This window comes from Acinetobacter geminorum (genome assembly GCF_013009345.1).
In the GTDB taxonomy this organism is placed as follows: Bacteria; Pseudomonadota; Gammaproteobacteria; order Pseudomonadales; family Moraxellaceae; genus Acinetobacter; species Acinetobacter geminorum.
The window spans coordinates 22,017-42,264 of sequence record NZ_JABELE010000006.1; the positions used below are offsets into that span (position 1 = coordinate 22,017).

The window sequence follows — 20,248 nt, forward strand, 5'->3', positions numbered from 1 at the left end:
TTTACCAACCTTGTTGATGTTTACGTTCAAAGGCCTCAACCACAGCTTGCGGAACAAACTTGGTTACATCCCCTTTTAAACGAGCAATTTCCCGAATCAATGTCGAAGAAATAAATGAATACTGCTCAGATGGCGTTAAAAATACTGCTTCAAAATGTGGGTCAAGTTGACGGTTCATATTGGCAAGTTGAAATTCATATTCAAAATCAGAAACTGCTCTTAAACCACGAAGTACTGCTGTTGCCTTCTGCTCTTTGAAAAAATTAACTAGCAGCCCATCAAAGCCGACAAATTCAACATTTGATAAATGGCTTAATGAAGTTTGGGCCAGTTCAACTCTCTCTTCTAGACTAAACAAAGGGTTTTTATGATGTCCAATTGCAATTGCTACTACAACCTCATCAAACATTCTTGATGCTCTAGTAACTAAATCAACGTGTCCATTCGTGATGGGGTCAAATGTTCCAGGATAAATTACACGCGTTTTAGACATCCGCTAGTACTCTAATTGTATTGTGAACCTATTTTAGCAAAAGTTATACATCAGGCGAAATATTGACGTGCAGGAAAAACTTCACCTTAGCATCAGTTTACGGCACAATAGGCATAATTGTGGAAGTTTGAATTATGGCGAAAGCGACAGTAGTGAAAAAACATAATGGCGGAACCATCGCACAAAACAAACGTGCCCGCCATGATTATTTTATCGAAGAAAAATTTGAAGCTGGTATGTCTTTACTAGGTTGGGAAGTAAAGTCTTTACGTGCTGGTCGCATGAGTTTGACAGAAAGTTATGTCATTTTTAAGAATGGTGAAGCGTTTTTATTTGGTGCACAAATTCAACCGCTCCTTTCAGCATCTACTCATGTAGTACCTGAAGCTACACGTACACGTAAATTATTATTATCGCGCCGAGAACTAGAAAAGCTAACAGGTTCAGTTAACCAAAAAGGTTACTCATGTGTTCCTTTGGCATGTTACTGGAAAGGTCACTTGGTTAAACTTGAAATCGCGCTTGTGAAAGGTAAACAGCTTCACGATAAACGTGCGACTGAAAAAGATCGCGATTGGCAGCGTGATAAAGCTCGTATATTTCATAAGTAATTAAATAAAAAGCCTCTTCTTTAGAGGCTTTTTTACATTTTGAATTTTATTAATTTAATCTATATAAGAGTCCAGCAAGATATTCACCAAACCATTTAGCCGTATCTAAATCGCCTTGTGGAGGAGTAATTTCAACAGGTGCATTATCTGACTGCGTCATTAAACCCAAACAACTCGATAATCGATTTAAATCTTTTTCACTATGACCTGTAGTCATCAAAGGTAACCCGGACCAAAGCATGCCATGTTGCATCGCAAAAATATTTAATTGTTGTAAAACCGCTAGTTTATCGCCACTCAATCCACCTGAATTTGCAAAGCCAGCTGCAAGCTTGCCTTGCCATAAACGATTTTTCCAACGTTTAGAAGTACTGTCCATAAACTTTTTAAAGTCGGCAGTCATACTTCCCATATAAGTAGGCGAACCAAAAATAATACCGTGCGATGCATCAAGCGCATCCCAATCAATATGTTCAATATTCATTAAATATACTTTTACCCCCATTACCTCTGCACCAGCAGCAATAGCGGAAGCTACCTTCGCGGTATGACCATATGGACTGTGGTAAACAATAGAGAGATGTTTTTCAGGCAAAGACATAAGTTTAAAATTTTTAGCGATTTTTTCTATTTTATCATTTTATTAACGCTTGCTAAACCTTCATCTATAAATATGAAATATAAGGCTTTCACTAACGCATACTATAGAAATATTTTCAAATTAAATAAAAAACTCTCTTATTCTAATGAATATAAAATAAGAGAGTCATTTAAGACGGTGATCAAAACTTACATAAAAACAAACGTAGCCATACGTCCTGTCTTCGCATCACGACGATAAGAAAAATACTCTTCATCCTGTTGATAAGAGCATTGATCTCCACCTAAGACTTTTTGCACACCTAGACTTTGCAAAATAAAGCGTGCAATGGCATATAAGTCTGCATGAAATTTATTTGGAGCCACGCCCTCAACAAAAGCTGTTTCCAACTCTGGATATTTATCACAAAAGGCAGCTTTTACTTCGGCCCCAATTTCAAAACAAGGTTGACTAATTGCAGCTCCTAACCATGCCCAAGTTGGAGGATTTTGCATAGCCGTAACCGTATTTTCAATAATGCCACCTGCTAAACCACGCCAACCGGCATGCAAATTAGCGACTTCGGTTCCTTCGGCATTTCCCAAAACGACAGGTAAACAATCAGCCGTCATCATCATTAAAGCATGACCTTTTGTTTGGGTGACCAAACCATCGCCGATTAAAGCTTTAAAAGGAATTTGTTCATTTACAGTATGGCAAATCGTACTATGCGTTTGGGTCATCCATGTCATTTTTTTAACACCAAATTTCGCAAACTCATCTAACAATATCATTCGATGCTGTTGAACACGCTGTGGCTCATCTTTGACATGTAAAGCCAGATTAAAGCCAGATAACTCAACCTGATCTGTTGGCAATGCCAAAGGATGCTGAACACGTGTCTGCCCTACAAATACGCCTTGAGGTAAACCTTGAACAAATTCCATATGCACGTCCTTAATATGCAGCGTTTTCTGAACGTAACACATTCACTAAATGTGTGAAATCTTCAGGCCACGGCGCTTCAAATAGCATTTCTTCACCAGTACGAGGGTGTTTTAAGCCCAATTTAGCTGCGTGCAATGCCTGACGTTTAAAACCACGTAAAGTTTCAATGAGCAGCTCAGATGCACCAGCTGGCACACGCACACGGTTCATATAAACCTGATCACCAATTAAGCCATAACCAATGTAACTAAAATGCACACGGATCTGATGTGTTCGTCCTGTTTCAAGGCGAGCTTGTACACGGGTAAAATCTTTAAAACGTTCTTTTACATTGTAGTGAGTTACTGCATCTCGCCCACCCGGTAAAATTGCCATTTTTACACGATCAACTGGATGGCGTTTGATTGGTTCATCAATCGTACCACCAGCAATAATATTTCCATAAACAATCAAGTCATATACACGGTAAACCGATTTATTCGCCAATTGTTTACTTAAAGAAAATTGAGCTTCTAGGCTTTTAGCGACAACCAGTAAACCGCTGGTATCTTTATCAATACGGTGTACTAAACCAGCACGCGAAAGTTCTGCCAATTTTGGGAAGTGGTAAAGCAAAGCATTCACTAAAGTTCCAGAACTATTGCCTGCTCCTGGATGTACCACCATGCCTACCGGCTTATTAATAACTAAAATATCATCGTCTTCATAGACAATATTAAGTGGAATATTTTCAGGTTGACTCGTCGTCTGGGCTTCGAGCTCTACTTCGAGCGTAAGCAGCTCAGTTCCTTCACAACGGTGTTTAGGCTTGACAATGTTACCATTCACCAACAGATGGCCATCTTTCAACCATTGCTTGAGCTTTTCACGTGAAAACTCGCTCCATACCAAGGCTGCTACCTGATCGATACGTTGTCCCAGATAGGTTTCATCTAGCTGAACTTGCAACGATAAACGTGTTGCAGTTGTATCAGAAGTATGGTTATCTGCATCCTCAGAATCTTCAAGTAAATTGAAGTCGGTTTCAGAGAAGTTTGTGTTTGAAGATTGTGCTGAAGTCATTTGATCATTGAGATAAAAGTGGTTTAATAGCGCAATTGTAGCTCATTGCCCAACATAACAGAGGAGTTTTTATGTCGCTACCACGTTATAAAATTACGATGCTTGCCTTATCTTTAGGCGTAGCGTCTGCATTTGTGGGCTGTAGCAGCAATCCAAGTAAAAAAGAAGTGGTCGATACTGGCCCTCAATCTAGTGAACAAGCTTACTTCGAAAAGGCCCAAAAGTCGCTTGACCGTGGTCAATATCTTGATGCGACCAAGTCTTTAGAGGCAATCGATACTTATTATCCGACTGGACAATACGCTCAACAAGCACAACTTGAACTTCTATATTCGAAATTTAAACAAAAAGATTATGAAGGCACCATTGCCTTAGCAGAACGTTTTATTCGTTTAAATCCTCAACATCCAAATGTGGATTATGCTTATTATGTTCGTGCTGTTGCCAATATGGAGCAAAACTACGACAGCTTGCTGCGCTATACGTCTTTGCAACAGTCACATCGTGATGTGAGTTATTTAAAAGTTGCGTATCAAAACTTTGTTGATTTAATTCGTCGTTTCCCAAGTAGCCAATATTCTGTTGATGCTGCTCAGCGTATGAAATTCATTGGGCAAGAACTTGCCGAAAATGAAATGACTGCTGCCCGCTTCAACGTTAAACGTAAAGCTTGGATCGCCGCTGCAGAACGTTCGCAATGGGTGATTGAACACTATCCACAAACACCTCAAATTCCAGAAGCTTTAGCCACTTTGGCATATAGCTATGACAAGTTAGGTGATAAAGCTACGTCGCAACAATATATTGAAGTTTTAAAGCTTAATTACCCAAGCCTTGTGAAAAAAGACGGCACAGTTAACATGCGTGCTGCTCGTAAAGAAGGCAACTGGATCAACCGTGCAACTTTAGGTATTTTTGGTCGTGAATCGACTGCTGCAACGCCAGAGAGCACAACTGAAGCAGAAGCTCCAAAACGTGGTTTCCTCAACCGTGTTAGCTTTGGTTTAATTGGTAATTCAGATAAAGAAGAAACTGAAGCACCAGAACAAGCACCTGTTGAAGCTCCTAAGTCTGAACGTAGTTGGACAAACCGTTTAAGCTTCGGTTTATTAGACAAACCTGAACCACAAGCAGCAGAAAATACAACTGTTGCGCCAGCTGTCACCTCTACTGAAGCTTCAACCGATGTTCAATCAGATGAGGCAACACAAGGTGCGGATAACGCTGCTCAATAAGTTTAAGCTTTAAAAAAACATCAACAAACAGGCAAGTGATATCACTTGCCTGTTTGTTTTTATAAAATATTAAAATATTTATTGGGCATATCTCGATTCATCATGTCAGAATATTCTGACTCGCTGTCTCATCAAGTTTTAATACGGTTATCTGAATTATGGCAATTCCACAACATACGATTGATCAAATTCTAGATCGCACAGATATTGTCGATCTGATTGGTCAGCGTGTGAAATTGAAAAAAACCGGACGTACATATTCCGGCTGTTGCCCTTTTCATCAAGAAAAAACGCCATCATTCCATGTTTATCGCGACAAGCAGTATTATCACTGCTTTGGTTGCCAGGCTAACGGAAATGCAATCCGTTTTCTTATGGATATTGATAACCGAAACTTTATTGAGGTAATGAAAGAGTTATCGAGCAGTACCGGAATTGAATTACCTAAAGATAATACTGAAAATAAAAAACTATCTTATACCCGTCAGGTTACAAAGCCACCCGTTACTAAAACAAATGCGGCAGAGCCTGTAACTCCACAACAACCAAGTGATGAGAGCTACAACACACTTGAACCTGTATTTTTTGATGACCCTTTTGCTCAGTTCGAACAGCCGTTTAGCTTTGATGAGCCAGTTCAAGAAGGTAATTTATATGACTTACTGGAAAATGTTGCGCAGTTCTATGAACAACAATTACCTCATAGTCAAAAAGCCAAAAATTACTTTAAACAGCGTGGACTAACCAATCAGACGATTCAGTTTTGGCGCTTAGGCTATGCTCCAGAAGACTGGCAACACTTAGAAAAAGCTTTTCCTTATGACATTGACGGCTTAAAACAACTTGGACTTATCCGCTCAAGCGATAATGGTCGTGATTTTGATTTATTACGTGATCGTGTCATTTTCCCAATTCGCGACCCTAAAGGCCGAGTAGTTGGTTTTGGTGGGCGCGCCTTAAATGACGAAATTAAACCTAAGTACATTAACTCGCCGGACTCAGAAGTCTTTCATAAAAATCAGCTACTTTATGGACTTTATGAAGGTAGAAAGCTTAAATCTAGCGATTGGTTAATGGTTGAAGGCTATATGGATGTCATTGCGCTTCAGCAATATGGCATTACTGGAGCTGTAGCAACGTTAGGGACTGCAAGTAATACTGAACACCTTAATATTTTATTTAAACAAAATAGTCGTATTACGATTGCTTTTGACGGTGATACAGCAGGTCAAAAAGCTGCACGTAGAACTTTAGAAATTGCTTTACCCCTTCTCAATGATGGTCGCGAACTTAAATTTTTTGTTCTACCGAATGATCATGACCCCGACTCTCTCATCCGTCGAGAAGGACTCGAAAATTTCCAAAAACTATTACAACAAGCTCCTCTTCTGTCCGATTTCGTTTTTGCGCACTTAACAGGTCAACACGATATCAGTACGCCTGAAGGGAAAAGCTTAGTCATGGGAGAACTCAGAGAACTCACTGAGTTATTGCCAAAACAAGGTTCTTTCCGTTACTTACTTACTCAATCTTTCCGTGAAAAACTCGGACTAGGTAAACGTTTTACCCCACAAATCAGCCACGATGCCTCGCTCTCATTTAACATCCATACAAAAGATGAAGACTTTGCGATTGCAATTTTAATGCATCATCCTTTTCTTTATATTCATTTTGAAGGATTACGGGCTTATATTCACCAAGATGAATTATTAGCCAAAGTACTGGCTATCTTAAATCGTATTTTTGATGATTTACCAGATGACCAAGAGCTGGCAACTTATTATGTGCTTGGTGCTTGTAGTAGTTACTGTCATGAAATCGCCGATATTATGCAAAGAACCAATATTCAGGCATTAACACAGGCACCTGAGGTAGCTGACAAGTTAGCTAAGGAATATTCGCTAAGTCTGCAAGAAAGATATTTACGTCAGAAGCTGAAATCACCGATTTCTTTAATTGAATCAAGAAATCTAAGACAACAATTGAATGAATTAACAAAACAAATTAGCTTAAAGTTGTTGTCTTAATGTTTTGGCTTACGCTCATGATCAAATACATCCTGTAAATGCTGTTGTAACCATTCAAAATAATCAGGATTTTCTGCTTTAGCAGCTTCACGTAACAAGATAGATGTGGGATGCATAAGTTTTTGCGTCAAACGGTGAGCAAATTGCTGTAACACCTGTTCGGCATTCTCACCATGATGCAAAGCTTCTAACGCATGTGTAAGCTCTTGTTGACTAATCTCTTCACTGTGCTGGCGGTAAGCATGAATTGTACTACCCGCCTCTTTAACCTTTTGATGCGTAATAAGCTGAGTAGCTAATTGATTAACCATGACCTCTGCTTCAACAGCCGCCTGACGACGTTGGGCAAGGTTCTCATCAATCACACTTTGTAAATCATCAACACCATATAAATAGACCCCATCAAGTGCTTCAACTTTAGGATCTATATCACGTGGTACCGCTAAATCAACCATTAACATTTGTTGGTAGCGACGTTTTTTCAATGCGGCCTTAACATCAGAATAAGCAATAACTTGATATAAACTACCAGTACAGCTCGACACGACATCAGCACGATATAAATTTTCTGCTAATGCTGAAAACTCAATAATTTCAACTTCAACCTGATGTGCAATCTCCTGAGCCAGCTGGTCAGCACGCTCACGGCTACGATTACAAATAATAATCTTCGCGACACCCATTTCAGCCAAGTGCTTAGCAACCAAGCTATTCATTTCACCCGCAGCAACAACCATTACGGTAAGTTTTTCAGGCTTACTAAAAACCTGTAAAGCCAGTTGTGCAACCGCATAACCCATTGAAACAGCATGACTACCTACCGCTGTTTCGGAACGTACCCGTTTAGCTGCATAGAAAGCGTATTCAAAAACACTATTTAATTCAGGAGAGACCGTTTGCGCTTCTTTAGACAATGCCAAAGCGCTTTTGACCTGCCCTAAAATTTGTGGCTCACCAAGCATGAGAGAGTCTAGACCACTCGCCACTCGCATTAAATGTGTAATCGCCTGCGTATTCTCGTAACGATAAACATGATGAATTAACTGCTTTACATCAATATTATTGGCATCGGCTAACCATTTTAGAAGGCTTTCGGCGTTTTCTGCCATGGCATAAACTTCTGTACGGTTACAGGTCGAGACGACCACCAAATCCTTTAAGTTTTGGTGATGGCGTTGTTCGGCAAGCAAACGACTTAATCGCTCTGCATTGAAAGCAATTTGTTCGCGGAGTTCTACAGAAGCTGTTTGATGGTTGACACCCAATGCAAAGAAAGACATATCAGATCATCATTTCGCTAAATTTATGCTATTGTGCAACATCGGTGTCATAAAAAGCATTACTTTGGATCAATAAAAATTGCGTCAAATGAATAGCCGTATTAATTTTAACGGTGCTTCGATAAGACAGTATTCTACCACATTCTTGTTGTTAGGTAGCATGTCCTCGTATGTCTATGCACGTCCTGTGCAAGAGACCTATGCCGTGCATTCATTTGATCAGGCACTAGAGCAAACGATGGTCGCTGAATTTGCTCTAGCTTATGACGATATTCCAAACGCTTTGCATAATTACACAGTGCTCGCAATTAAAAGCAACTCTACATCAATTAAGCAGAGAGCTTTAGACGTTGCACTTGAATATAATGATTTACAAGCTGCGTTAAATATTGCTACACACTGGGTAGCTCAAGAACCTAAAGATGTACCAGCTTTATTTTATTTGTCACATATTGCTTTAAAAACGCACGAATATCAGCTTGCTGCTGAGACATTAGATAAAATTTTAAAGATAGATCCCACTGCCGATTTAGAACAAATTTTAGCTAGCATTGCTCCAGAAAATGCGCAAGATCGAGAAGTATTATTAACAGCTTTACGTTCTAGCGCAGAAAAAGACAATCCTTCTATTTTGGCACTCATCGCCAATTTAGAAGCTCAAAATGGCCAATTACAAACTGCGCTAACCAACATTAACAAAGCATTACATCGACGTCCTAAAGTAACGAGCTTTATTTTAATGAAAGCAAACTTACTTATTGCTCTCAGCGATCAAGAAGGCGCGCTTAAATGGTATGCAAAGTCGAGTCGTAAAAATAAGAAAAATTTAGATATTCGATTAGCTGAAATCCGCTATCTCATACAAATTAACCAATCTCAGCTTGCGTTAGAAAAACTTGAAAAGATTATAGAAACCAACCCTAAAGCTGAAGAAGCCTTATTTATTGCAGGCTTAACAAGTATTGATTTAAAGCAATATGACAAAGCGGAACAATATCTTGTTGACCTACGAAACTCGGCAAAATATCAAAATGAAGCGTATTACTACTTAGCCATTAATGCAGAGCGTAAACAGCATTATGAAACTGCAAAAGCTTACTATCGTTTAGTTGATGGCAGTTTATATGTGGTATCGAGACGAAATTTGATCGCAATATATGATAAACAAGAAAACTTACACGATGCTTTACGGTTCCTTACTCAAGAACGAGTAAATTATCCTCAACATGCAAGTTTCTTATATCAAGCCCAAGCTGAAATCTTAAAGAAAATGGGAAATAAAAAAGCTGCACTAAATCTATTAGATGAAGCAATTAAAAACTTACCCGACGATCCGGAACTGATTTATGCGGAAGTTTTATTACTTGATCCATATACGGATCGTGACAAGCTGGACAAAACATTAAAACAATTATTACAACTTGAGCCCAACAGCCCAACGTACCTAAATGCATACGCTTATACACTGGCACTGCAAAACCGTCGTTTAAAAGAAGCACGTCAGTATGCAGAGCAAGCATTAGAATATGCACCTGAACAAGCTTCAATCCTTGATACGCTAGGTTATATTGCATTTTTACAGAACGATTATGAAGCTGCGGCGGAAGCCTTAGGCAAAGCATATGAACTTAGCCATAATATAAATATTGGCGTTCGTTATGCTAAAGCTTTGTATATGCAAGGGTCACTCACGCAATTTAGCGCAGTGTTACAACAACTGAAACAAAAACATGCCAATGATCCACAATTACAACAGCTTGATGCGTTAATTTTACCTACATCTGCAAAAAAGAGTTAAATATATGAGCAAATTTGCCCAACTGTGCACAGCGATTTGTGGATCAAGTGTATTATTTCTAACCGGTTGTCAGCATTTTACTCAACCCAAGCCAGCGGTTACCCAACAAGTTCAAGATGAAAAACACTTTAATTTGCAAGGTAAGATTGGAGTCCGCACACCACAACAAACCGGTAGTGCTTTTTTTACTTGGCTTCAACAGCAAGATAATTTTGATATCGAGTTAAGCGGCATTTTAGGCGTCGGAAAAACCCAAATTCAGGGTAAACCAGGCGAAGTAACTTTAAACAGTTCTAAAACAGGACTTATTACCGCTGCCTCTCCAGAAGAACTTTTAGAACGTGCAACGGGTTGGCAAGCACCGATTACACACTTAACGAGCTGGATTTTAGCAAAACCAGCAACGCTAAATGCTCAAATTACGAAAGACGCTGCAAATCGAGTGAGCCAACTCATTGAAGATGGCTGGACGGTTAATTTCAGTTACGATGGTGAACAAACTTTGCCAAACAAACTGGTTTTAAAGCAAGCTCTTGCTGAAGATAAAGAAAACCGTATTACAATGGTCATCCAAAACCGCTAAGTCTAATTATATAAATCTATGATTCGAGTTCCTTCCCCTGCTAAGCTCAACCTGTTTTTACATATTACAGGCCGACGCGAAAATGGTTACCATGAGCTACAAACCATTTTCCAACTTATTGATTTATATGACTGGATGACATTTACCCTGACTTCAAATGAAGAAATCAAAATTGATGGGTTAAGTGAAATTCGTCCTGAAGAAAATTTGATTTATCGGGCAGCGCAAATACTAAAGCCACATGCAAAAAAGTTTTGTGGTGTACACATCAAAATTGAAAAAAATATTCCAATGGGCGCAGGTCTAGGCGGTGGTTCTTCCAATGCCGCCACCACGCTTATTGTGTTAAATCAATTATGGGAATGTGGTCTGGAGCAAGAACAACTTGCGGACTACGGTGTTAAGCTCGGTGCTGATGTTCCTATTTTTATTTATGGTAAAAACGCATGGGCCGAAGGCATCGGTGAACATTTATCATTCATAGACTTAGATCAAAAACAGTTCATTATTTTAAAACCTGATTGTTTTATCAGCACTCAATTGCTTTTTTCACAAAAAACATTGACAAGAGACTCTAAGACCACTAAATTTTGCGCCTATCAGTTAGAGCCTTCTAATTTTGGAAATAACTTTGAGCCACTGGCTCGACAGTTATACCCTAAAGTAGAAGAAGCAATGCAATATTTAGATCAGTTTGGTCAAGCAAAGCTTACAGGTACAGGTGCTTGTGTTTTTACTGAAGTAACAAATGAAATGAATATTGACGAAATTCTTAACCATTCACCATGTAAATCTTACTTGGTAAATAGTTTAAAAGAATCTCCTCTTAATCATTTTAAAGTTACACGTTAGGGGCGTCGCCAAGTGGTAAGGCACCGGGTTTTGATCTCGGCATCCGTTGGTTCGAATCCAGCCGCCCCTGCCATTCTCTTATTTTAAAGACAGACTTAATTGCTATGCTTTTTGTTGATTAATCTTGACATTGCATTGCAAAAATATTAAAGTTCTGCCGCATTAGGGGCGTCGCCAAGTGGTAAGGCACCGGGTTTTGATCTCGGCATCCGTTGGTTCGAATCCAGCCGCCCCTGCCATCTATTTCATTACATACCAACCGCCAAGGGTGCTTCATGCCCAATCTTGTCGTTTTTAGTGGAAATGCTCATCCACAGTTCGCTCAAAAAGTCGTAAGTCACTTACATATCCCTCTAGGTGCTGCATCAGTCGGTCACTTTTCTGATGGAGAAATTTCAGTAGAAATTACTGAAAATGTTCGTGGTAAAGACGTATTTATCGTTCAGCCTACTTGTGCCCCTACCAATGATAACCTTATGGAAATCTTGGTTATGGCAGATGCTTTGCGTCGTGCAAGTGCTGGTCGTATTACCGCTGTTATCCCTTATTTTGGTTATGCTCGCCAAGACCGTCGTCCACGTTCTGCACGTGTGCCGATTACAGCTAAAGTTGTTGCAGACATGCTTACCACTGTTGGTATTGACCGTGTTGTGATGATCGACTTACATGCTGACCAAATTCAAGGTTTCTTCGATATTCCAGTCGATAACATCTACGGTACTCCTGCTTTGCTTGCTGACTTACGTCAACAACAACATGACAACCTTATGGTGGTTTCTCCTGACGTTGGCGGTGTAGTACGTGCTCGTGCTGTTGCCAAACAGATGGGTGACATCGATTTAGCAATTATTGATAAACGTCGTCAAAAAGCCAACGAGTCGCAAGTTATGCACTTAATTGGTGACGTAAAAGATCGTGATTGCGTTATCGTAGACGATATGGTTGATACTGCTGGTACATTGTGTAAAGCAGCTGATGCGCTTAAGCAATTTGGTGCACGTCGTGTAGTTGCATACGCAACTCACCCTGTACTATCAGGTAAGGCTATTGAAAACTTACGTAATTCAGTTATTGATGAACTGGTTGTGACTGATACCATTCCTCTTTCTGAAGAAGCATTGACCTTAGGCAAGATCCGTCAGGTTTCTGTTGCTAGCATGGTTGCTGAAACGATTCGTCGTATTAATAACGAAGAGTCTATCAGTGCAATGTTCGATAGTTTATAATATTGCAGCTTTTTATAAACCCTAGCCTTGGCTGGGGTTTTCTATCACTAAACTGGTCGCAAGTTTAGTCTTTTAAACTTTAATGAGGATTTACTCATGGCAAACTTCGTATTAAACGCTCAAGCGCGTGCTGAAGACAAACAAGGGAAAGGTGCGAGCCGCCGCCTTCGTCGCGAAGCTTTAATTCCAGCTATCATTTATGGTGGCAACGCTGAGCCTGTAACTGTTACTTTAGAACTTCGTGAGCTTGTAAAAGCTTTAGAAAGCAATGCTTTCTTTGAAGAAGTTGTAGAAATCAAAGTGGGCGACAAAGTTGAAAACGTTAAAATCCAAGCGTTACAACGTCACCCATCTAAAAACACTCCTATGCACGCTGACTTCAAACGCGCATAAGTGTTTAAAGGCGTAGATTAGTGTCAAATATTTCGCTAATTGTTGGTTTGGGCAATCCTGGTTCAGAATATGCCCAAACCCGCCATAATGCAGGTTTTTGGTTCATTGAACAGCTTGCTGATAAATATGGCATTACATTAAAAAATGATCCGAAATTTCACGGAATCAGTGGACGTGGTAATATAGAAGGACACGATGTCCGTCTACTTCTACCCACTACATTTATGAACCGTTCTGGACAAAGTGTAGTTCCATTTGCAAAATTTTATCAAATTGCTCCCGAAGCAATTTTGATTGCTCATGATGAACTTGACATGAACCCAGGTGTAATTCGTCTTAAAACAGGCGGTGGACACGGTGGTCATAACGGTTTACGTGACATTGTCCCTCATATTGGTCCAAATTTTCACCGTTTACGTATTGGTATCGGACATCCTGGCTCGAAAGAGAAAGTTTCAGGTCACGTACTTGGAAAAGCACCAAGTAGTGAACAAAGTCTGATGGATGCAGCAATTGATCATGCCCTTTCTAAAGTGAAGCTACTTGTTCAAGGACAAGTTCCACAGGCCATGAATCAAATTAATGCATATAAACCCACTTAAATTGTTGAACAATCATGCTTGCTATCTTGCTTTTTTAGGAGCAAAATGCCCATCAGCCACTTTGCCAACCGCAAAAGCTAAAGATTTCACCATAAGATCTACATCTTAGGTCTACTCAGGAGACGCTAGCCATGCTATCTCGTTTATTAAAATGCAAAATTCACCGTGCAGTTGTAACCCATGCTGAACTTCACTATGAAGGTTCTTGTGCAATTGATGGCGTATTGATGGACTTAGCTGGTATTCGTGAATATGAAGAAATTCATGTTTGGAATGTAACCAATGGCAAACGCTTCACAACTTATGCGATTCGTGGTGAAGATAACTCTGGAATTATTTCAGTAAACGGCGGTGCTGCACATCAAGCAGACGTTGGCGATTTAGTAATTATTGCTACATTTGGTGATTTTACTGAAGCTGAAGCAAATATTCATAAACCACGTTTGGTATATGCTAACCCAAATAATACAGTCAACCACACAGCGAATTGCATTCCTGTTCAAGTTGCCTAAATTATTCCAAGAATAAAAAAGCCCGCATTGACGGGCTTTTATCATTTTATAAATCCTAAATCGCTCCTTCCCACCAGTTCTTTTGTTTTTCACAATTTAATGGTTGAAGCTGTTCTCCTCGTAATTCGAACAGTATCGCCTCTCCTTTAGGATTTACCTTAAATTCAGCATATTTGGCTTTTTCATAACATTGAGCCAAGCCTTCTGCAAACAAGAAACTGCGAGAGGCAGGATATAAAGCCTGCAAACGATTTTCAGGATTTTTTAAAATTAACCTCTGTCCAGCCAATGAATTATTGATATCTAAAATGGTACGAACTACGCGATTTTGTGAATCCAAAATAACTTTTGCGGGAACGGAAGGACGATTAAAAATCACCTGTTCCAGAGCCTCACCTTCACTTCCAACAAGAGCTTTAAGAGATTGTAAATTTAATTCATAAGCCAATGCCATATAATCACCTTGTAAAATTGAACGAGGATCAACTGGCTTAAGCTCAATGAAAATACTTTTACTATGGTGCAAATGCCATTCATTTTTCGCCACTAAACCTGCAAAAAATAATAACGTGATCAAGGCAAGAATAAGAGAAAAATACTTTTTCATTCTTTCTCCCCCTTAACAATCTCATTTTTATTTTCATGTTGAAGTAACCATGACAGAACCAATAGAAGAACGCCAGTAATAAAAATTGATGTACTCTTAGCGAGGAAAGTTATTTGTAGGTTGTAATAGAGCTGCCAGAACACAAAAACGAATACAATTAAGCTCACTCCATACACAATATAATCTTTCTTTTTTAATGCCCACGTTAAAATAATAAACAGGATGAAAATTTCAAAATATCCCAATACAATAAGTAACACGCCAAAAATAAAAAAGGCGAAAAAAGTGACTCCCTGCAGTTGCCTATATAAATGAAAACCACTAAAGCAAAGTAGCCAGACACTAGGCAGCAAATATAAAACCCATAACTGCTGATCTACCGAACTTTCTAGAGCTAAACCTATAAAAGTATCAAAAAATGAAGCTACTACTATTACGACCAGCACACATAAAAAAATACTACGCTCATATAGAGCTATTGATTTTCTCTTAGGTAAGAGCACCAAACTAAAACCCAAGTAACTGAGCAAAGTTAAATTTAAATAAGTCTGAGTAGAATGTTGTGACCACAATGAATGGTCCAGTTGTAGCAAATAGATAAAAGCTATGCCATACGTAGCAAGCATTTGAATTAAAATGAAGAACCAATGAGGTTTAAGGAAATAACTAATACATAGAATAAAAATCTGAGCAATTAAAACCCATAGAATTTGGTCTGTTTCTGAACCAAGATGAAATAAGAAAGCAGTCTGCCCACTGATAAATAAGCAATATGCAAATTGACGAAAGAAATAGCCTTTTGATTTCTTTAAAAAAATAAACGCCAATCCAACAAAAACAACTCCAATAACTAAAGAAATAGTCTCCCAAAACACGAGTGTAAAAGCTGCAAGTGCTAAACCAGCAAGCCAAGCACCAATTGCCAATGGAATGATATAAAAGCGACTTTGACGAAAAATTTTTATCAAAACACAGCTAATCAGCGCAAACCAAATAAAAATAATGCCTGCAATCAATAAAAAAATGAACTCATTAGAATCTTTAAATAAGTTATTAATCCCATCTACAAGCCATATGGTTGCGGTCACGCCTAGAACAGCAGCCATCAAACTGGCACATAGCTGATCATCTTTTTTGAAGAAATAATAAAAAGCGACTATTCCTGAAAAGAAAGCAGAAATTAGATAAGGAATATTCTCATTCGATAAATATTGAACCATTCCAATAATCGAAATAACGGCGAACCAAGCGGTGAAAATAAATCTTAATGCACGATATTTCTTTATGCATACCCAAAACTCGATAAGGCTTAATAAATTTAGAGCGAATAGATATAAATAAGGAAACTTTTCTGACCAAAAAGTCTGTTTAAAAAATAAAAAAAGTGTAAGTTGACTAGTAATACAAATTAAAGCAAAGATTCCAATATTTGGCCTGTATAACCACGGTAGTAAAAGCAATGTCCAAATTAAAAAAAGCAAATAACTGTCTGCACCAGTTTGATAAACTTGTCCAATTACAGCCAAGCTTAAACCTATCATCAAACCACAAACGCTATGTAAGGTCTGCCTAACCCCATCACTTACAGTATCTTTTATGCTAAACCATGCTGTCACAAACAAGATAACTGGCGGGATAGCGAGTTGAATACTGTGTGGAAGCATCAACCAGTTAGCAGCAATTAAATACAGAATACTTACCGCCATAAATACATAACTGAAAATATGGAGGTGCTGAATAAATAAGCTATTGGTAAGAGGGTAATCATCTCTTATCTGCATGAAACACCTATTGTATTTATAATTTTCTATAAAAAACATAGCATTCCATTTTCATATCAACAAGTAAGCTCTTGTTAAAAAGCCTATTTCGATTTATGAAAATGCTTATTCATAAAGAAACTTAGCATTCTATAAAAGCATCTAGCCAATTTTATCAAGCGCGCTATAATAAAACTCATCGCTTCAGGGCGGGGTGTAATTCCCCACCGGTGGTAAAGTTAATTTTTATAAATAGATTAACAAGCCCACGAGCTTAAATTGTGTAATTTGAGCAGATTTGGTGAAACTCCAAAGCCGACGGTATAGTCCGGATGAAAGAAGACGACGAACTGGGATAAATCCGTTTTATTTCAGTACCAGCCTGTTTTTACATCAGTCCTGAAATGTTCAACCGTATTTTTTACGAGAGCGTTTCATTATGTCTAGCTTAATTCAACCAGAACTTTTTTTCTCAGCCCTCTCTCCTGCTGAACAACGCATTCAACAAGCTTTAGAAGATATCCGTCAAGGCAAACCTGTTTTGGTTATGGATGACTTTGATCGTGAAAATGAAGCAGATCTCATCGTTGCAGCCGAAACTTTAACGGTAGAAACAATGGCACGGATGATTCGCGATGGCTCAGGTATTGTATGTTTATGCCTTACAGAAGAGCTAGCAGATCACCTAGAACTTCCTCCGATGGTTTCTCAAAACTCAAGCCAGTTTCATACCGCTTTTACAGTGACCATTGAGGCAGCTCAAGGCGTTACCACTGGTGTTTCTGCTAAAGACCGTGTAACAACTATTCAAACTGCTATTAAAGATGGCGCTGTGGCAAGTGACTTAAATCGCCCGGGTCACGTTTTCCCATTACGTGCACGTAATGGTGGAGTCCTTACTCGTCGTGGTCATACTGAGGGAACAATTGATCTAGCGAGACTAGCAGGGCTTAAACCGGCTGGCGTATTATGTGAATTAACCAATCCAGATGGCACGATGGCTTCGGGCATTCAGGTTTTAGCATATGCTCAAACTCATCACTTAACGGTGATTACGATTGAAGAACTTGTTCAATACCGCCAACAACACGGTATTTAAATAAAAAAGGTTTGGCTTTAGATCAAAGCCAAACCTTCAAATTAAAATTTAATAATATTTAAGAAACTTTCTTTTGTGCTGCCAGTTCTTCAACATAGTCCAAAAGCTCAGAAAATTGCGTAATCATTGCTTTTGGTTGGGCTTGAGCAAGTTCCTCTGGTGTTCCATAACCATAAGATACTGCTACTGCCTCAATACCATTATGACGAGCACCCAGAATATCATATTGGCGGTCGCCGACCATTAAACACTCTTCTGGGTTTAATTGCTCATGCTCAAGAATATAATGAATGAGTTCAGCTTTATTAGTGCGCTCCCCCGTTAACTCACTCCCATAGATATGTACAAAATATTGGCTTAATTCAAAATGGTCCAAGATACGTTTGGCATAAATCGTTGGTTTAGCAGTTGCAACAAATAGCCGATATCCTTCTTTTTTTAATGCGCTAAGTGTTTTTGCAACAGATGGATATACTTCATTTTCAAACAGGCCAACCACCGAAAAACGCTCGCGATAAGCAAGTAAAGCTTGTTCAGCTAAAGTATCATCTTGAGTAGCCAATAATTTTGCTAGTGATGGCTTTAATGGTGGGCCAATTGTCCAGTCAATATTTAAATCGGCAGCCAATGGATAGCCTAATTTCTCCATTGCATAGCGAATTGAAGTATGGATTCCAACTTTTGGGTCTGTTAAGGTTCCGTCTAAATCAATCAAAATATGTTTTATAGCCATTCAATCACTAACCCAGTAAAGTATTTAATTCAATTGGTCGAGAGTTTAATCAAACTCTCTTATACTAACGTAAATTTAAATTGAAAAGGAAATAACCGTGCGTTCAACCGTACTTTGTTTCTCGGGTTTAGACCCTTCAGGTGGTGCAGGTTTACAAGCCGATATCGAAGCAATTGGACAAAGTGGAGCCCATGCAGCAATTGCATGTACTGCCCTCACCATTCAGAACTCACAACAAGTATTTGGCTTTGAAGCAACCTCAAAAGAACTTTTATTAGCACAAGCAAATGCAGTTGTAGGTGACTTACCCATTAAATGTGTTAAGTCTGGCATGCTAGGTACGACAGATAATATTGCTGCACTAGCTGAATTTTTACGTGCTCACCCTGACTATCAATATGTACTTGATCCTGTTTTAGTCGCAAACAGTGGCGGCTCTTTAGGTGATCAGGCAACTCTCGTTAAAGCTTTTGTTGAGCTTATTCCTCTAGCCACAATTATTACTCCAAATACCGTTGAATTAAGGGCTTTAACAGGTATTACTAATTTAGATCAAGCCACTCAAAAGCTCTTTGAAATGGGTGCTAAAGCTGTTCTAGTTAAAGGTGGACACGAAGATACTCCAGATCATATTAAAAATAGTTTGTATATTAATGGTGAGCTTGCAGCGAGTAGTAGCTGTCCTCGCCTTGAAGGTGAATATCATGGCTCAGGTTGTTCTTTAGCGAGCTTTATCGCAGGGCGCTTAGCTTTAGGTGATTCTTTAAAAATTGCTGTACAACATGCTGAAACATGGTTATTCGGTGTTTTAAAAAATGCAGAAGCCCCTGTACAAAATGGACAAAAGATTCCAAAGCGTTTTTAAAAACACAAAAAAGGCGCTTTAAGCGCCTTTTTTATTAACCGCAATTATTGAGGAATACGTAAAACTTGTCCTGGGAAAATCTCATCTGGATCTTTTAGCATTGGTTTATTTGCTTCAAAGATTTTTGGATACTGATTTGCATCACCGTAAAATTCTTTAGCAATTTTTGAAAGATTATCACCAGATTTCACAGTATAAAATTTGCTTTCTGGTTCAGGAGTTGCCACTGTCATCTGATCATCTACTTGCGCAACATGATCAATATTTCCAACAATAAGAATAATTTTCTCTTTATCTGCTTGGCTTTTTACCTGTCCTTTGATAATTGCGGTATCAGTAGTACCGTTATAGGTTACAGATAAGCCGTCTACCCCTAAGCCTAAACTCTTAATTAAACCTAATAATTTATTTGCAACTTCTTGTGCAGAAGGTTCTGCTGGTGTTGCCGGAGCTGGTTGTGGTTCTGCTGGTGCGGTATTTTTCTTGCCAATACCTTTTACAAAATCAAAAAGACCCATCTTTTAGTCCTCATATTATTGTTTATAGTAAAGTCATTAAACTGACCCTTATTGTTATACTTCAAAAAAGTTATGCCTCTGCTATCAATTGAGGTTGATCTTGTAAAATTATGTATCTCTTAAATTTTTTCTAAAATAAAAAAAGCCACCTTACGGTGGCCTTCTTTTTATTCAGCAATATGCGAATTAACCAAGTTTTTTAGTTACATAGTCAATTGCAGATTGAACTGTAGTGATTTCGTTAGAATCTTCATCAGGGATAGTGATGTCGAAGTCGTTTTCGAAAGACATAACAAGTTCAACTAAATCTAAAGAGTCAGCACCTAAGTCATCCATAAAAGATGCTTCGTTTTTAATCTCTTCAGCTTTAAGACCAAGTTGTTCTGCAACCGCTTGTTTAACGCGTTGTTCGATATCGCTCACAGGAATTCTCCTCATTGCTTGTGGCGTTTAATTTGCCACTA

General features: G+C 38.7%; 22 protein-coding genes, 2 tRNA genes and 1 riboswitch. Of the genes, 14 read left to right on the forward strand and 10 right to left on the reverse strand.

Features of this window, described 5'->3' with window-relative positions:
* Window position 1 precedes the first annotated feature (1 nt).
* Window positions 2-493, reverse strand: coding sequence for a pantetheine-phosphate adenylyltransferase (coaD, locus tag HJG58_RS06935; RefSeq protein WP_005070938.1), 492 nt, complete (start codon window positions 491-493; stop codon window positions 2-4).
* Between the two features lie 134 nt (window positions 494-627).
* Here coaD and smpB point away from each other — a divergent pair, with 134 nt between their 5' ends.
* A complete protein-coding gene (smpB, locus tag HJG58_RS06940; protein WP_002120348.1) occupies window positions 628-1,104 on the forward strand; it encodes an SsrA-binding protein SmpB in 477 nt (158 codons plus the stop codon).
* Window positions 1,105-1,153: 49 nt separating this feature from the next.
* On the opposite strand, the gene HJG58_RS06945 is transcribed toward smpB, so the two are convergent.
* The 3 genes from HJG58_RS06945 to rluD form a co-directional block, all read right to left on the reverse strand.
* Window positions 1,154-1,705, reverse strand: a complete 552-nt coding sequence (locus HJG58_RS06945; protein ID WP_170248374.1) for a flavodoxin family protein — start codon at window positions 1,703-1,705, stop codon at window positions 1,154-1,156.
* A 188-nt stretch (window positions 1,706-1,893) separates the two neighbouring features.
* Window positions 1,894-2,631 (reverse strand): peptidoglycan editing factor PgeF, encoded by a 738-nt coding sequence (gene pgeF, locus HJG58_RS06950; protein WP_170248375.1) that lies wholly within the window; start codon window positions 2,629-2,631, stop codon window positions 1,894-1,896.
* A gap of 10 nt (window positions 2,632-2,641) precedes the next feature.
* A complete protein-coding gene (gene rluD / locus HJG58_RS06955) occupies window positions 2,642-3,694 on the reverse strand; it encodes a 23S rRNA pseudouridine(1911/1915/1917) synthase RluD (RefSeq protein ID WP_057076694.1) in 1,053 nt (350 codons plus the stop codon).
* Between the two features lie 71 nt (window positions 3,695-3,765).
* Here rluD and HJG58_RS06960 point away from each other — a divergent pair, with 71 nt between their 5' ends.
* A complete protein-coding gene (locus HJG58_RS06960) occupies window positions 3,766-4,929 on the forward strand; it encodes an outer membrane protein assembly factor BamD (RefSeq protein WP_170248376.1) in 1,164 nt (387 codons plus the stop codon).
* 158 nt (window positions 4,930-5,087) lie between these two features.
* Entirely contained in the window at window positions 5,088-6,956 is a 1,869-nt protein-coding gene (locus HJG58_RS06965) for a DNA primase (protein WP_170248377.1), read from the forward strand.
* On the opposite strand, the gene hemA is transcribed toward HJG58_RS06965, so the two are convergent.
* The gene (hemA, locus tag HJG58_RS06970) at window positions 6,953-8,236 is read right to left on the reverse strand and encodes a glutamyl-tRNA reductase (RefSeq protein WP_005803203.1); all 1,284 of its coding nucleotides are present in this window, start codon (window positions 8,234-8,236) and stop codon (window positions 6,953-6,955) included. The two genes, HJG58_RS06965 and hemA, sit on opposite strands and share 4 nt — an antisense overlap.
* 88 nt (window positions 8,237-8,324) lie before the next feature.
* Here hemA and HJG58_RS06975 point away from each other — a divergent pair, with 88 nt between their 5' ends.
* From HJG58_RS06975 to panD, 9 genes are all read left to right on the forward strand, one after another.
* Entirely contained in the window at window positions 8,325-10,034 is a 1,710-nt protein-coding gene (locus tag HJG58_RS06975; RefSeq protein ID WP_216076537.1) for a tetratricopeptide repeat protein, read from the forward strand.
* A gap of 4 nt (window positions 10,035-10,038) precedes the next feature.
* Complete coding sequence (gene lolB, locus HJG58_RS06980; protein ID WP_151747681.1) at window positions 10,039-10,617, forward strand: lipoprotein insertase outer membrane protein LolB; 579 nt, start codon at window positions 10,039-10,041, stop codon at window positions 10,615-10,617.
* Between the two features lie 18 nt (window positions 10,618-10,635).
* Window positions 10,636-11,469: a 4-(cytidine 5'-diphospho)-2-C-methyl-D-erythritol kinase gene (gene ispE / locus HJG58_RS06985; protein WP_032056901.1), complete on the forward strand. Its 834-nt coding sequence runs from the start codon at window positions 10,636-10,638 to the stop codon at window positions 11,467-11,469.
* Window positions 11,468-11,542 (forward strand) — tRNA-Gln (locus HJG58_RS06990). The genes ispE and HJG58_RS06990 overlap by 2 nt, the downstream gene beginning before the upstream one ends.
* A gap of 91 nt (window positions 11,543-11,633) precedes the next feature.
* Window positions 11,634-11,708, forward strand: a tRNA-Gln gene (locus HJG58_RS06995).
* A 36-nt stretch (window positions 11,709-11,744) separates the two neighbouring features.
* Window positions 11,745-12,695 carry a ribose-phosphate pyrophosphokinase gene (locus tag HJG58_RS07000; protein ID WP_002120445.1) on the forward strand — a complete coding sequence of 317 codons (951 nt, stop codon included), beginning with the start codon at window positions 11,745-11,747 and terminating at the stop codon, window positions 12,693-12,695.
* 96 nt (window positions 12,696-12,791) lie between these two features.
* Entirely contained in the window at window positions 12,792-13,088 is a 297-nt protein-coding gene (gene rplY, locus HJG58_RS07005; RefSeq protein WP_002120443.1) for a 50S ribosomal protein L25, read from the forward strand.
* A 20-nt stretch (window positions 13,089-13,108) separates the two neighbouring features.
* The gene (gene pth / locus HJG58_RS07010) at window positions 13,109-13,690 is read left to right on the forward strand and encodes an aminoacyl-tRNA hydrolase (RefSeq protein WP_002120328.1); all 582 of its coding nucleotides are present in this window, start codon (window positions 13,109-13,111) and stop codon (window positions 13,688-13,690) included.
* A gap of 131 nt (window positions 13,691-13,821) precedes the next feature.
* Window positions 13,822-14,202: an aspartate 1-decarboxylase gene (gene panD, locus HJG58_RS07015; protein ID WP_002120296.1), complete on the forward strand. Its 381-nt coding sequence runs from the start codon at window positions 13,822-13,824 to the stop codon at window positions 14,200-14,202.
* Window positions 14,203-14,257: 55 nt separating this feature from the next.
* Here the strand turns inward: panD and HJG58_RS07020 are convergent, their stop codons facing one another.
* Window positions 14,258-14,809, reverse strand: a complete 552-nt coding sequence (locus HJG58_RS07020) for a GDYXXLXY domain-containing protein (protein WP_170248378.1) — start codon at window positions 14,807-14,809, stop codon at window positions 14,258-14,260.
* Entirely contained in the window at window positions 14,806-16,590 is a 1,785-nt protein-coding gene (locus HJG58_RS07025; RefSeq protein ID WP_170248379.1) for a DUF2157 domain-containing protein, read from the reverse strand. Before HJG58_RS07025 ends, HJG58_RS07020 begins: the two co-directional genes overlap by 4 nt.
* A 176-nt stretch (window positions 16,591-16,766) precedes the next feature.
* A riboswitch (FMN riboswitch) is annotated at window positions 16,767-16,917 on the forward strand.
* A gap of 91 nt (window positions 16,918-17,008) precedes the next feature.
* On the opposite strand from HJG58_RS07025, the gene ribB reads away from it, so the two are divergent.
* Window positions 17,009-17,668 carry a 3,4-dihydroxy-2-butanone-4-phosphate synthase gene (gene ribB, locus HJG58_RS07030; protein ID WP_005070969.1) on the forward strand — a complete coding sequence of 220 codons (660 nt, stop codon included), beginning with the start codon at window positions 17,009-17,011 and terminating at the stop codon, window positions 17,666-17,668.
* Between the two features lie 58 nt (window positions 17,669-17,726).
* Here ribB and HJG58_RS07035 read toward each other — a convergent pair whose 3' ends face one another.
* The gene (locus tag HJG58_RS07035; RefSeq protein WP_170248380.1) at window positions 17,727-18,401 is read right to left on the reverse strand and encodes an HAD-IA family hydrolase; all 675 of its coding nucleotides are present in this window, start codon (window positions 18,399-18,401) and stop codon (window positions 17,727-17,729) included.
* A 97-nt stretch (window positions 18,402-18,498) separates the two neighbouring features.
* Between HJG58_RS07035 and HJG58_RS07040 the strand changes: the two genes are divergently transcribed.
* Window positions 18,499-19,266, forward strand: a complete 768-nt coding sequence (locus HJG58_RS07040) for a hydroxymethylpyrimidine/phosphomethylpyrimidine kinase (protein ID WP_170248381.1) — start codon at window positions 18,499-18,501, stop codon at window positions 19,264-19,266.
* Between the two features lie 44 nt (window positions 19,267-19,310).
* On the opposite strand, the gene lysM is transcribed toward HJG58_RS07040, so the two are convergent.
* Both lysM and acpP read right to left on the reverse strand, forming a co-directional pair.
* Window positions 19,311-19,784 (reverse strand): peptidoglycan-binding protein LysM, encoded by a 474-nt coding sequence (gene lysM, locus HJG58_RS07045; RefSeq protein ID WP_086266037.1) that lies wholly within the window; start codon window positions 19,782-19,784, stop codon window positions 19,311-19,313.
* A 186-nt stretch (window positions 19,785-19,970) separates the two neighbouring features.
* The gene (acpP, locus tag HJG58_RS07050) at window positions 19,971-20,207 is read right to left on the reverse strand and encodes an acyl carrier protein (RefSeq protein ID WP_001279871.1); all 237 of its coding nucleotides are present in this window, start codon (window positions 20,205-20,207) and stop codon (window positions 19,971-19,973) included.
* Between the last annotated feature and the right edge of the window lie 41 nt (window positions 20,208-20,248).